Below are 13396 nucleotides of genomic sequence, written 5' to 3'. Positions count from 1 at the left end.
GTTCTGCTTGCCGCGATCGCGGCCTGTTGGTCCTATATGCCCCCGCGGGGGTCATGGTGTAAGGGGCAAATCCCTGCAGCCGCAGCTGGTCAGTGGTCCCGGAGCAGATGCCGCGGGATGGAACCGGCCTGGCGCAGGGCGATCATGACAATCAATCCAGCCAGAAGCAGTCCGTTGGCGACCCAGTCCGCCGGAGCCGGCGTCGAGGCCGCCCAAAAATCGTAGGTGGAGGTCGACGAGTAGACCATCCACCCGGTCAGATCAAACACCACAGCTGCCGCATAGACTGGCAGTGCCGCCGCAAACCGCGTCGCCAGCAAAACCGTGCTCGCTGCATAGCAAATGGCGTTGGCCATGGTGAGCAGGACGAGAAACGGGCCCATCGCCTCCACGATAATGATCAGGCTTGGATCAATGCCCGCCGAGACCGCGTCGCCAAACTTGACGGCGAGAACATCGGCCGCAGATGACAGCTGATTGAGTGCCCACGCGCCAATTGCAACAACCAGCACCCATCTTGCCGAAACCAACACCAGTTTTGCCGTCACGTCCAAGCCCCTTGTGTCGGACACGCCACTCGTCCCGACCGTGGCGTCACCCCTGCGAGCCGTCAATTTCCGGACACGCCCCTCATGCGTCTTCCGACCCCGCCCGAACACCTACCGCAAGCGCTCCAGCTGCAATCAACGTCTCGACCGTGAACAGAGCCCAGTCCATCAAGTCCGGGTCAAAGTTCTCGTCGACCCTGGCCTGTTGATGGGCGGCCACGTCCTCAGGCCTGACACTGAAGCCGACCCACATCGCCTGATCGATCAGATAAACGGCCAGAGCGAGCCAGATCAGCCAACGCGCACCGCGCCAGATGGCCCAAGCGACGACAAAATACCCGATTTGAAGCGTCAGGGACAAAATTGACAGGGCCAGACCGGTCTCGGCCAGCATCCGTGTCACGGAAACGGAGAAACCGAACTGCCCCTCGAAACCGGCCTGATGCAGAAATCCTGCAATCGGCGACCGCAATCCGTAGATGCCCCTCAAGGCCGCCAGCACGACGAGAACATGTCGAATTAGCGGCATGACCGATCCCCTAGAGGTCAAACATCATGCGTTGTGGATCTTCCAGGTTCTCCTTCACGCGCACCAGGTAAGTCACGGCTTCCTTGCCGTCCACAATCCGGTGGTCATAGGAAAGCGCAAGATACATCATGGGCTTGATCACGACCTGGCCATTCTCGGCCATCGGGCGTTCCTGGATCTTGTGCATGCCGAGAATGCCCGATTGCGGGGCATTCAGGATCGGCATGGACATCAATGACCCGTATACGCCACCATTCGAGATAGTGAAGGTCGCGCCCTGCATCTCGTCGATCGAAAGCTTGCCGTCTCGCGCCCGCTTCCCGAGGCGAATGATCTCTTTCTCGATCTCCGCGAGGGTCATCTGATCGGCATCGCGCACCACAGGGACCACGAGGCCGCGATCCGTGCCGACAGCCACGCCCATGTCGTAATAATTCTTGTAGATGATGTCGGCGCCATCGATCTCGGCATTGACAGCGGGCACCTCTTTGAGAGCGTGACAGCACGCCTTCACAAAGAAACTCATGAAGCCCAGCTTGACGCCGTGCTTGGCGACGAAGGCTTCCTGATGCGCTTTCCGGGCCGCCATGATGGCCGACATGTCGGCCTCGTTATAGGTGGTCAGGATCGCGGCAGCGTTCTGTGCGTCCTTGAGCCGCTTGGCGATGGTCTGTCGCAGACGCGTCATGCGCACGCGCTCTTCACGAGGCCCGGTTTCGCGCGGAGCGGTCGGCGCCGACGGCGCCGCGGGTGTCTTGGCCGGTGCGGCCGCGGGCGGGGCGGTTGATGTCGCGGCTTTTGGCGCGGCAGCAGCCTTCAGTGCATCACCTTTGGTGATACGACCATCCTTGCCAGAGCCTTCGATTGAATTGGCATCGAGTTTGTTCTCCTCGATTACCCGCGCCGCCGACGGCATGGTTTTCTTTTCGCTTGCCGGGTCGGCACTGTCAGAAGCCTTGGAATTCGTGTCTTCGGCCGGCGCCGATCCGCCCTCATTGATGCGCGCGACGGCATCACCGGGAGCGACCGTGTCGCCTTCGTCCACCAGCAGTTCGGCGACCACGCCGGCCACGGGAGACGGAACTTCCACCGCGACCTTGTCGGTTTCGATCTCGACCAGGGCCTGGTCGATGTCGACCGTATCGCCGGCTTTGACCAGCCAGGAACCAATCGTGCCTTCCGTGACGCTTTCACCCATTTGCGGAACAGTCGCGTCAACGGTGTCGCCCGACGACGGCGCCGCGGACTTTGCCGTTTCCTCGCCAGCTTTGTTGTCGTCGACGTCCTCGTCGTCCGTACCGCCAGCCTCACTGGCCGGTTCGGCAGCATCGGCTGCATCGGCACCGCCGGCACCGCCGGCAGCCTCGATCACTGCCAATCGGGCGCCAATCTCAACATTGTCGCCTTCTGACGCGAAAATCTCGCCCATCACACCGTCGGCTTCCGCGCGGACTTCAACAGCAACCTTGTCGGTTTCCAGCTCGACCAGGACATCGTCCCGGGAGACAGTATCGCCGGTCTTGACCATCCAGCTGCCCACGGTGGCTTCAGTGACGCTCTCGCCGAGCTGCGGCACGGTGATATCGGTCATGTCTCTCGTCTTCCTTCAAATCAAGGTTGGCCGGCCCCTAGGACAGGGCTTCATCGACCAGGGCGTCTTGTTGTTGTTTGTGCTTCGAGGCGATGCCGGTCGCTGTCGACGCGGTCGGCACGCGCCCGACATAGCGAGGGCGCTGTGCGGTCCCGCCGACCTTGCCGAGCACGAACTCGATATTCGGTTCGACAAAAGTCCAGTAGCCCATGTTGCGCGGCTCTTCCTGACACCAAACGATTTCGGCGTTCGGGAATCGCCCAATTTCGGCGATCAACGCCTTGTACGGGAAAGGATAAAGCTGCTCGACCCGCATCAGGTAAACATCGTCGGTTCCGCGATTTTCGCGCGCTTCCAACAGGTCATAATAGACCTTGCCGGTGCAAAGAACGACACGCCGGATCTCGCTGTCCGCCTTCAGCTTGAGCGAGGTCTGGCGGATTTCACCTTCAGGCCGCGACGCCTCGTCAGCGTCGTCCCAGAGCACGCGGTGAAAGGAGGAACCCGGCCCCATAGCGGCCAGTTGTGAAACACAGCGCTTGTGCCGCAGCAGGCTCTTCGGCGTCATGATCACCAGCGGCGTACGGAAATTGCGGTGGATCTGGCGGCGCAGGATGTGAAAATAGTTTGCCGGCGTCGAGCAGTTCGCCACCTGCATGTTGTCTTCCGCGCACAGCTGCAGGAAGCGTTCGGGGCGCGCTGAAGAGTGCTCGGGCCCCTGCCCCTCATAGCCGTGCGGCAACAACATCGTCAGGCCGGACATGCGCAGCCATTTGCGCTCACCTGAGGAGATGAACTGGTCAATGATCACCTGGGCGCCATTGGTGAAGTCACCAAACTGGGCCTCCCACATGACCAGCGTGTTGGGCGCCGACAGCGAGAAGCCATACTCGAAGCCGAGAACGGCCTCTTCGGACAGCATGGAGTCGATCACTTCATACTTCTTCTGGTCCGGCGCCAGATTGTTGAGTGGCGTATATTTTTCAGCGCTTTCCTGATCGATGATGTGGGAATGGCGTTGCGAGAAAGTGCCGCGCCCGCAATCCTGTCCGGACAGCCGAACCGGAAAACCCTCGGTGAGCAGCGTGCCGAAAGCGAGGTGCTCGGCCGTCGCCCAGTCAATCCCGGTACCCGTCTCGATCGCTTCGCGACGGCTGCCAATGACGCGTTTCAGCGTGCGATGGATGTTGATCCCGTCGGGAATCTCGGTCATCGCCATGCCGACTGTCATCAGGCTCTCGGTAGTGGCCGACGTCTCGCCGCGACGGTCATCGCCCTCGGCCAGACCCAGTCCGGACCACCGCCCATCCAGCCAGTCCGCCTTCTTCGGCTCGAAATCCTTGCCGGCGTTGAATTCCTTTTCGAGGAAGGTATCGAACTCATTCTCGATCGCCTCGGCCTCAGCGGCCGTCAGGACACCCTCGGCCAGGAGCCGGTCCTGGTACTTTTTCTTGACCGGCGGCATGTCCTTGATGATGCGGTACATGATCGGCTGGGTGAAGGTTGGATCATCACCTTCATTGTGGCCGTAGCGGCGGTAGCAGATCATGTCGATCACCACGTCCTTGCCGAACAGCTGACGGTACTCCGTCGCCATGCGGGTGGCGTGGGTCACGGCCTCCGGGTCGTCACCATTGACATGGAATATCGGCGCCTGGACCATCAGCGCCACATCCGAGCAATACGGGCTTGAGCGGCTGTCCTTGGGGTCAGTCGTGAAACCGATCTGGTTGTTGACGATAAAGTGGATCGCACCACCCGTGCGATGGCCGCGCAGGCCCGACAGGCCGAGGCACTCCGTCACAATGCCCTGGCCGGCAAAGGCCGCGTCGCCGTGCAAAAGCAGGGGCAGAACACTGGAACGCGGCGTGCCCGCTTTCTTGCGGCAATTCTCTTCCTGCTTGGCCCGAGCCTTGCCGAGCACGACCGGATCAACCGCTTCCAAGTGTGACGGGTTGGCGGTCAAGGACAGGTGAACCTTGTTGCCGTCAAACTCGCGGTCTGACGAGGCCCCCAGGTGATACTTCACGTCACCGGACCCGAACTCTTCCTCGCCCTGGGTGTTGCCGCCCTGAAACTCATGGAAGATCTGGTGATAGGGCTTGCCCATCACCGAGGCGAGCACGTTGAGGCGCCCACGGTGCGGCATGCCGATGATGATGTCCTCGACGCCCATCGAGCCGCCGCGCTTGATGACCTGCTCGAGCGCCGGAACCATGCTCTCGCCGCCATCCACGCCGAAACGCTTGGTGCCCGGGTAACGCTTGTGCAGGAACTGCTCGAATCGTTCGCATTCGATCAACTTGGACAGGATGGCAATCTTGCCTTCCTTCGTGAAGGAAATGTCCTTGTCCGGCCCCTCGAAGCGCTCCTGCAGCCAGGCTTTCTCTTCGGGGTTTGAAATATGCATGAACTCGACACCGAGCGGGCCGCAATAGGTGCGTTTGAGGATGTCGAGCATCACCCGCGGGGTCGCTGTCTCCAGACCGAGATAGCCGTCGATGAAGATCTCTTCGTCGAGCGCCGCCCCGGTAAAGCCATAGGTCGCCGGGTCCAGCTCGGCCTGATAGCCAAAATCTGTCAGCCCCAGCGGATCGAGATCGGCCGCCAGGTGCCCGCGCATACGGTAGGCGCGGATCATCATGATGGCGCGGATTGAAGCCTGGGTTGCCTTGCGGACATCCTCCGCATTGGCTCCGGGATTGGTTGCCGCGACGTGGTTGGCGACCTTGTCGACCATCGCACCCTCATCGGGCCCGATATCGCCCAGCGCCGAGACCATCTCGCCATTGGCCTGGCGCGGCCAGTCGGCGCGCTTCCAGGCCGGGCCACGTGCGGCGTGCGAGCTTTCGGCCGGCGCATCGCCCATGGCGGCAAAAAAGGCTTTCCAACTGGGCGGCACCGAGTTCGGATCAGAGGCGTAAGCCGCGGCCATCTGCTCGAGATAGACGGCGTTGGCGCCCTGGAGGAATGAGGTGTCCAGGAAGTTCTGGTTTTCTTGGGAGCGGTTTTGGTCAGACATGTGGGGGGAGGCCTGAGTCAGGAGTGTGTCTGGATGGGGTTAAACCGTGTCGGTTAACCAACCCTCTATGCTCAATCCGCGCCACACGAAAGGGATTGGCGCGGGTCTGCTGCCAAGATGGTGACAAAACAAAACCGCGCCCCGGAGGCCCGGAGCGCGGCTTGTTGTTGTCACGATGATGCGGGCAATCAGCCCTTGAGCACGTCCGCGAGGGTCGTACCAAGACGCGCCGGGCTCGGGGAGACCGTGATACCAGCCGCTTCCATGGCCGCGATCTTGTCTTCCGCGCCGCCCTTGCCGCCGGAGACGATGGCGCCGGCATGGCCCATGGTCCGGCCCGGAGGCGCTGTGCGACCAGCGATGAATCCGACCGTCGGCTTGGAGCGGCCTTTCTTGGCTTCATCAGCCAGGAATTGCGCCGCGTCTTCTTCGGCCGAGCCACCGATCTCGCCGATCATGATGATCGACTTGGTTTCGTCGTCGGCGAGGAATTTTTCCAACACGTCGATGAATTCGGTGCCCTTGACCGGGTCACCGCCAATACCGACCGCCGTGGTCTGGCCGAGGCCGACCTGCGAGGTCTGGAAGACAGCTTCATAGGTCAGCGTTCCCGAGCGCGATACCACGCCCACGGAGCCCTTCTTGAAGATCGAGCCCGGCATGATGCCGATCTTGCATTCTTCCGGCGTGAGGATACCCGGGCAGTTCGGGCCCAGCAGCATGGAGTTCGACTTGTCGAGACGATCCTTGACCTTGACCATGTCCATCACCGGAATGCCCTCGGTGATGCAGACGATGAAGGGGATCTCGGCATCAATCGCCTCGATGATCGCCGCGCCGGCACCGGCCGGCGGGACATAGATCACGGAGGCGTCGGCGCCGGTCGCGTCCCGGGCTTCGCCAACCGAGGCGAAGATCGGCAGCGAGGCGGCGCCGTCAATGCCGGCCGACCAGCTCTCGCCACCCTTTTTCGGGTGTACGCCGGCAACCATCTTGGTGCCGTAGTATTCCAGCGCCTGCTCGGTATGAAAGGTTCCCGTCTTGCCGGTGAGGCCCTGGACGATGATCTTGGTGTTCTTATCGACGATGATCGACATCAGTTTTTCCTGTCTTTCAGTAGGCCTTCAATAGACTGAAGGCTCGTCGCGATTTCCCGATTCACAGAAGCCTGCTTCTCGAGCATCCGGAGTACCGCTGACGACCGTTTGCCTGCGCGCAGGATGAGCATCACAGAAATGCACACCACGCCGATCAACAATGCCAAAGGCATCAGTGCAAACAGAATGTCCTCGGCGCTTGTCACGCAGCACCACCCTTCACGGCGGCGACAATTTTCTGGGCAGCGTCGTCGAGGTCATCGGCGGCGATCACGTTGAGACCGCTTTCATTGATGATCTGCTTGCCCTTGGCGACATTGGTGCCTTCCAGCCGGACCACAAGCGGGACCTGAAGGCCGACATCCTTGACCGCGGTGACCACACCCTCGGCGATGACGTCACAGCGCATGATGCCGCCAAAGATATTGACCAGGATGCCTTTGACGTTCGGGTCGGCGGTGATGATCTTGAAGGCGGCCGTGACTTTCTCGGTGGTGGCACCACCGCCAACATCGAGGAAGTTGGCCGGCTCGGCGCCGTAGAGCTTGATAATGTCCATGGTCGCCATGGCAAGGCCGGCGCCATTGACCATGCAGCCGATATCCCCGTCGAGGGCGACATAGGCGAGGTCATATTTGGAGGCCTCGATTTCCTTGGCGTCTTCCTCGGTCGTGTCACGCAGCTCCATGATGTCCGGGTGACGGAAGAGTGCATTGCCGTCGAAGGAGACCTTGGCGTCGAGAACGCGGACATGGCCGTTGTCCATGACGATCAGCGGATTGATCTCCAGCATCGACATGTCCTTCTCGCAAAAGGCTGTGTAGAGAATCTTGGCGAGCCCCATCATGTCGTCGCGCGCCTGGCCTTCCAGCTTCAGCGCATCACACACGGCAGCCGCAGAGGCGTCGGTCACGCCGGTCGACGGGTCGATATCGATGGTCTGGATCTTCTCCGGCGTTTCCGCCGCGACTTCCTCGATATCCATGCCGCCCTCGGTGGAAACGACAAAGGCAACCTGGCCGGTTTCGCGGTTCACCAGGAGCGAACAATAGAGCTCGGTGGCGATATCGGCCCCGTCTTCGATGTAAAGACGGTTGACCTGTTTGCCGTCCGGGCCGGTCTGGTGAGTCACCAGCGTATTGCCCAGCATGTCCTTGGCGTTGGCGATCACGTCTTCCTTGGAAAAGGCAAGACGGACACCGCCCTTGGCGTCGGGACCAAGTTCCTTGAATTTGCCCTTGCCGCGTCCACCAGCGTGGATCTGCGACTTCACGACCCAGAGCGGTCCGGGCAGCTTGTCTGCGGCTGCGGCTGCCTCGTCGGCAGAGAAAATGGCAACGCCTTCAGCGACCGGTGCGCCAAAGGATTTCAGGACGGCTTTCGCCTGATGTTCGTGGATATTCATGAAAGGGCCTCGCGGGAGGAAGGGAGCGACAAAACGGCCAGAATGGACTCGCCTTATAGCACTGGGCTGCTGCGGCGCAACGCACTCGCAGCGACTAATTGTCAGTCGATCTCGAACGTGTCGTCACCTTCCTCATCGTCTGTCGGGGGGTTGAGGATGTCTGCCAGTCCAAGGCGGCGCGCCGGTATCGGCTGATCCGATTCCTGGCCAATGACCGGCCCTGAGAAGTACCGCACTCCGGCAGACATGGCCGCCTCGACAAGGGCCGGATTGCCGATTTGCGTGAGCCAGGTATCGGCGGTCAGGGAACGACCCGCGGTCACCCAATCGACACAGGCCAACAAGTCCTTTTCGCTGACACCGCCGTCATTGAGCCGGGCGGGCGTTTCGGCGCTGAGGACGCCGATACCGCAACTCTCGAAACGATCGAGTCGCTGTGAGCCAAAGGCATGGTGAGCCAGCACATAGGCCCCAAAATGCTTCATCGACCGGAAGACTTCCTGCATCTGTGCCATCGGAGCGCCGTCCGGAATGCCGTCCACCCGCAACAGGAAAAATTTCCGTGCCGGCTCGGGTATCGGCTGCAAGACTTTGAAATACGCCATCCGGCGCGACACCGACGACAGGCTGTCATAATGCACCGGGACAACGATCATGCCGGCGCGCTTGGCGGCACGTGCGCGCTGAAATCCGCGCTGGGCGGCAAGGGCGATGGCGCGATCAAGCTGACGATGCTGGTCACGGTCGGCTGAACCCGAAAGGGTTTCGCGCCCGTAGTAGGCGAAGCCGTCGATCACCTTGCGGGCAACGCACAGGCTGTGGCTGATCACCGCCTTCCGGCTGTCCCAACAAGGTTTGAAAACAATGTCGTCCCAGCTTGGACGCGGACCGCTGGAAGCCGGCGATGCACCTGCGACAATGGACGGGCGACCGCGCGGCTCGGGTCTTGGCCCCTCAACCCAACGCGTCCGATCATCGTCATCGCGCTCCTTTACCGGCGCGGTCTGCCATGGCGGCGCCTGCTCACCGCCCCGTACGGGCGCGACCTTCGCCGGCTTTTTGGGATCGGGTTCAGGCTCATGAGGCTGCGACCGGGCGACAATATCGAGAAGTTCATGGGTTGGCACATCACGCGCCTCGCCTTCGGCACGGACCTCTGCCAATTCCGGCTGCCCGAGGAAAAACGTGTTCAACTCGCCTGAAATGGCGTCGACGATTTCGTCCGCGGCCTCAACGTCCGCGGCCTTGAAGATAATCAGGAACCCACCCTGGACCCTGAGCATCACATCATCCGGCTTGATCCGTCGCTCGATGAATTGTGTCGACGTCTCGTAGACTTTCTCGCGGAGCTTGGGCCAGTCTTCGCCGGCGCGGGCCCGGACTCTCTCAAGGTTCAGGAACTGGAATTGCCCCATGTCCACAGAGGTCCGGCCCGCCAGGGCCTTCTTCAGTTTTTGACGCATTTCTGGCGACATGTGCGGTCGATCCGTTTGGGGCAAACCCGAGCCACCACACTCTGCGGTCGTATGTCTTGCGAATTTGTAAGTCTGTTGGCGGGACTATCGCGTTGAGATGCTTATCGCAAAGTCGCCACTATCGCTCCGTCGATCGAGAAGGCGCCACCACCACGTGCGAACAGGTAAAATCCGGCAGCGGCGAGAACAGCGACGGACGTCCACGCCTCAGGCATGACCCAGAACGCGTAGACGCCGCAAGCGACCAGCAAGGCAAACCCCACCAATCGCGTCAGGAATCCGACCAGCAGGAGGAAAGCGACCAGTTGCGCACCCCACACGGCGATCTGGGCGGTCTGTGATGCGGACAAAAAAGGGATATTCCAGATCGCAGCCGCGGCGATTGTGTCAGGCATGACCTCCGGCCAGATCCCGGCGTTTGCACGCCCCCAAGCCCACAAGCCAGGCACCAGGGCGATCCGGATGGCGCCACCGACAATCCAGTCCGGCAAAAAGCGTTCGGCACGCGCCGATTGACCCGTTGTATCCATTTGCCCCCCCGGGCTGCACCATCGAGGCCGGCCGGCCTCAGATCCAACCATGCCGCACAGGGAGTTGGCGGGCAATCAAACGCACCTATCGCGCGAAAAATCGCGCAGCCTGATGATCAATCGATATCCGGCCGGGCCCGGTGACCGCGATATACAACCCGATCACCACCCACAAGGCGTGGGTCGCCCACCACGCTTCGGGATAGACAAACACCTGAATGACCAGGGTCATACCAACCAGGGCCAGGGCGCTGATACGGGTGAGTATCCCGAGCACCAGCAGGACCGGAAGCACCAGTTCCGCCAGGGTGGCCATCCATGCGGCCAGGTCCGGCGGCAATAGCGGAAGGGCAAAATCGCCCCGGAACTGCTGCATCGCCGCCGCTTTCAGCTCGAGCGGCAATTCCGGGAGGCGCAGGCGCGAGCGTTCGACCTCAAAGTCATTGATGAGCTCGGTGTAGGTGAACAGTTTTACCGTACTCACCTTGGTCAGCAGTGACCGCCAGAAAACGCCGGCAAGGGTCAACCTCGCCAGCAATGGCAGGGCGTCCGGAGCAATCCATCGCGCTGCAAAGGCGGTCAGGCCGGCATGCAGGCGTCGAGCGTGAGTGAGCGGTGTCATGTCAGGTCTCCAGCCAGGTAACCGGCCGTCAGGGCGTCGCCAAACGCCTTGGCCGCATCGAAAAACGGGTCCTCGACCAAAGCGGCGGCACTCGCCGTCGAGAGCGAGGCTCCGGCTCCGAGGCGGTCAAGGAAGATCGCGTCGGCGGCGGTCAGTCGCGCCGAAAACACGTCGGTTTGCGGGCGATACAGAATGACGGCCTCGGCCTGGGGGGCGAGTCGGGTCTCGCCAGCAGGCTGCCCGAAACGGTGCGCGGACCAGACGGCATGAACCGGCCAGTCAAGATGCAGCACCCGGACGGACGGATGTAGTCCCGGAGCCAGGTTCGGCAGCTCTTGTGGAGCCATCGCGGCAACAGTCCGGGCCCAGCATGGCACCGCATCTGGCGCATGCATCGCTTCCAGCCAGGCGCGATCAAGGCGCGCGATATCCGCCAGATAGGGAAGCGTGGACGCCGGCGCGTAGTCACGCACATGGGCCGCAAACCCGGCACCGTAAAGCGTCATTGTGCGTGTTTGGGGCGGATTGTTCTGCCAATGGGCTTTGGCCATCGGTGAAAAGAAGCGATCGCCGGTCAGCTTGTTGACTGTCGGGTACGCCGCTCTCAAGGCCTCGATAGCCGAATTGACCACATTGTTGCGATAGATGGCGCACCGAGCGGCAATGTCAGGGTGAGAGCTCCAGGCTCCAGAGGCCGCTCCGCCGCGCAGCATGACGGCGAAGTCCGAATAGAAACAGTCAGGCATGAGCGGCCTCGGGTCGGCAAACGCTGTCGAGATGGCGTTGGGCAAGCGAACGTTCGGCCATCAAGTGTTCGAATGTCGGCAGATTGGCGTCGCGCTCGATCAGCGTGGGGCGGGGCCCGATCTCCGAGATCACACGCGCAAACAGGGCCCAGACCGAATCGTCCACGTCCGTTCCATGCGTATCGATGAGCAATTTGTCGCCGAGCGCCCCATCGGGCTCATGTCCGGCGAGGTGGATTTCACCGATCGCGTCCTGCGGTATTCTGGCCAGCCAATGGGCGGGATCCGTGTCCAGATTATGAGCTGAGATGTACAGATTGTTGACGTCCAGAAGCAAGCCGCACCCGGTTCGGTTGACGGTTTCGGCCAGAAACTCCGCTTCGTCGCATTCATCGCCCAATCGCAGATAACGCGCCGGATTTTCAATCAACACCTGACGGCCCAGCCTGGTCTGCATGATATCGACATTGCGACAGAAGCGTTCGAGGGCCATCCGGGTCATCGGCACCGGCAGAAGGTCCGCGAACCAGACATCGTCCAGGGCGGACCAGGCGAGGTGCTCGGAAATTCGTTCCGGCTGGTAGCGCTCGATCAGGCGCACCCATCGCTCGAGGTGTTCCGGATCGGGCCGATCAGCCCCGCCGAGGGACAGGCCGACACCATGCAGGCTCAGCGGGTGTTCCGCCCGGATGGCATCGAGCCACCGCAAACGAGGTCCGCCTTCGACCATGTAGTTTTCGGGATGGACCTCGAGCCAGAGGCCGTCCGCACGGGCATCCAGCGCCGAGCGAAAATGCTCGGGCTTCAGGCTCACGCCTGCGAAGGGGGACATATCGGGATGCGTCATGCCGGACGGCCTCCACGGGGTCGGTCTCCCGACCCCGATTCGCCTGGGCTCAAGCAATCAAGGGCGCTCGACCGGGGTCAGGGACCCATTGCCATAAGGCGTCGCGATCGACTCGCAACTTCCTTCCGGGACATAGGTCCACGCATTGCCCTGATAGTCTGTTGTGGATGTCCCGGCGCAAGTCGTGCCCGGACCGGCCGCGCAATCATTCTCGCCAGCCAGGGCGATGCCATAGCACTGCTCCATTTCGTCATCAGCGCTGAGCGTGCTGGCTTGGGCGGCGGCGGCAGACAGCGACAGCGCAAGGGCAGAAACGGCAAGGGTCGCGGTTCGCGTAGGTGCGTTCATGGTGTGCATTCTCCAGATGGGTGATGTCGGGCGGGGAAGTATGCGACGCCCTGACCCCCGAAACCTGCCGTGCTCTGTCGTTCGGCACCAATCACGTCACAGCGCGGGCCGTCACCATCGCGTGACCGACCGTCAGGACAGCCTCATCGCGGCGTCATGTGCGGTTGAGGCATGGCTTGCAAGTCCCGTCAGCTACTCGAGAAAAACTGTGAAGCGGGACACATCCGTGCGGAATTCATGTGATTCCGCCTGAACCATTTTGCTCGCGGGACAACCCACCGGGCAGGCAGAATGGCTGGTCTGTACCGGTATTGGATCGACCCACAGCCCCGACCAGGACCGGATCGCCCCGGGGGGAACCGCGATAGAGATCAGCGCATTGGCCATTCCCCGGCGTCTGGCCGGAGACCCGCTCAAACAAACCGTCACCCCGGGGCAGAAAGGCAACGGCATCGACCGGACTCAACCCAGGAACCAGCGTCTCAATGTCCGAGCACCTGCAGCTGTCGTCCGGTAGCCCGTCGCAAAGGCCGCACTGACACCGGTTTCGTTGCAGACATTGACCGGCACATCACGCCGCGCCGACGCCTGACCTAGCGACGCAAGCGTCATGAATCCGGCAGCAAAGACTGTGAC

The 13396-nt window shown here is 61.8% G+C and carries 13 protein-coding genes; all 13 read right to left on the bottom strand.

Annotated elements, in window-relative coordinates; genetic code table 11:
* Positions 1 to 89: 89 nt before the first annotated feature.
* The 13 genes from VOI18_RS03070 to VOI18_RS03010 all read right to left on the bottom strand — a co-directional run bounded on the left by VOI18_RS03070 (position 90) and on the right by VOI18_RS03010 (position 12760).
* Positions 90 to 548, bottom strand: a complete 459-nt coding sequence (locus tag VOI18_RS03070; protein WP_323760938.1) for a hypothetical protein — start codon at positions 546 to 548, stop codon at positions 90 to 92.
* A gap of 82 nt (positions 549 to 630) precedes the next feature.
* Entirely contained in the window at positions 631 to 1077 is a 447-nt protein-coding gene (locus VOI18_RS03065; protein ID WP_323760937.1) for a hypothetical protein, read from the bottom strand.
* 10 nt (positions 1078 to 1087) lie between these two features.
* Positions 1088 to 2668: a 2-oxoglutarate dehydrogenase complex dihydrolipoyllysine-residue succinyltransferase gene (odhB, locus tag VOI18_RS03060; RefSeq protein WP_323760936.1), complete on the bottom strand. Its 1581-nt coding sequence runs from the start codon at positions 2666 to 2668 to the stop codon at positions 1088 to 1090.
* 37 nt (positions 2669 to 2705) lie between these two features.
* Positions 2706 to 5690, bottom strand: coding sequence for a 2-oxoglutarate dehydrogenase E1 component (locus VOI18_RS03055; protein WP_323760935.1), 2985 nt, complete (start codon positions 5688 to 5690; stop codon positions 2706 to 2708).
* A 188-nt stretch (positions 5691 to 5878) separates the two neighbouring features.
* Positions 5879 to 6787: a succinate--CoA ligase subunit alpha gene (gene sucD / locus VOI18_RS03050; RefSeq protein ID WP_323760934.1), complete on the bottom strand. Its 909-nt coding sequence runs from the start codon at positions 6785 to 6787 to the stop codon at positions 5879 to 5881.
* Positions 6787 to 6993: a hypothetical protein gene (locus VOI18_RS03045; RefSeq protein ID WP_323760933.1), complete on the bottom strand. Its 207-nt coding sequence runs from the start codon at positions 6991 to 6993 to the stop codon at positions 6787 to 6789. The genes sucD and VOI18_RS03045 overlap by 1 nt, the downstream gene beginning before the upstream one ends.
* Positions 6990 to 8192: an ADP-forming succinate--CoA ligase subunit beta gene (gene sucC, locus VOI18_RS03040; protein WP_323760932.1), complete on the bottom strand. Its 1203-nt coding sequence runs from the start codon at positions 8190 to 8192 to the stop codon at positions 6990 to 6992. The genes VOI18_RS03045 and sucC overlap by 4 nt, the downstream gene beginning before the upstream one ends.
* 101 nt (positions 8193 to 8293) lie before the next feature.
* Positions 8294 to 9667, bottom strand: coding sequence for a hypothetical protein (locus VOI18_RS03035; protein WP_323760931.1), 1374 nt, complete (start codon positions 9665 to 9667; stop codon positions 8294 to 8296).
* A gap of 101 nt (positions 9668 to 9768) precedes the next feature.
* Positions 9769 to 10197, bottom strand: a complete 429-nt coding sequence (locus tag VOI18_RS03030) for a TQO small subunit DoxD (protein ID WP_323760930.1) — start codon at positions 10195 to 10197, stop codon at positions 9769 to 9771.
* A gap of 85 nt (positions 10198 to 10282) precedes the next feature.
* Positions 10283 to 10819, bottom strand: a complete 537-nt coding sequence (locus VOI18_RS03025; protein ID WP_323760929.1) for a DoxX family protein — start codon at positions 10817 to 10819, stop codon at positions 10283 to 10285.
* On the bottom strand, positions 10816 to 11565 hold the full coding sequence (locus tag VOI18_RS03020; RefSeq protein ID WP_323760928.1) for a DNA-binding domain-containing protein: 750 nt from the start codon (positions 11563 to 11565) through the stop codon (positions 10816 to 10818). Before VOI18_RS03020 ends, VOI18_RS03025 begins: the two co-directional genes overlap by 4 nt.
* Positions 11558 to 12397 carry a DUF692 domain-containing protein gene (locus tag VOI18_RS03015; RefSeq protein WP_416374852.1) on the bottom strand — a complete coding sequence of 280 codons (840 nt, stop codon included), beginning with the start codon at positions 12395 to 12397 and terminating at the stop codon, positions 11558 to 11560. The genes VOI18_RS03020 and VOI18_RS03015 overlap by 8 nt, the downstream gene beginning before the upstream one ends.
* 72 nt (positions 12398 to 12469) lie before the next feature.
* Entirely contained in the window at positions 12470 to 12760 is a 291-nt protein-coding gene (locus VOI18_RS03010) for a DUF2282 domain-containing protein (protein ID WP_323760926.1), read from the bottom strand.
* Positions 12761 to 13396: the final 636 nt, after the last annotated feature.

Source organism: Maricaulis sp., from assembly GCF_034670125.1.
In the GTDB taxonomy this organism is placed as follows: Bacteria; Pseudomonadota; Alphaproteobacteria; order Caulobacterales; family Maricaulaceae; genus Maricaulis.
This window is presented reverse-complemented; position numbering and strand designations above follow the sequence as displayed.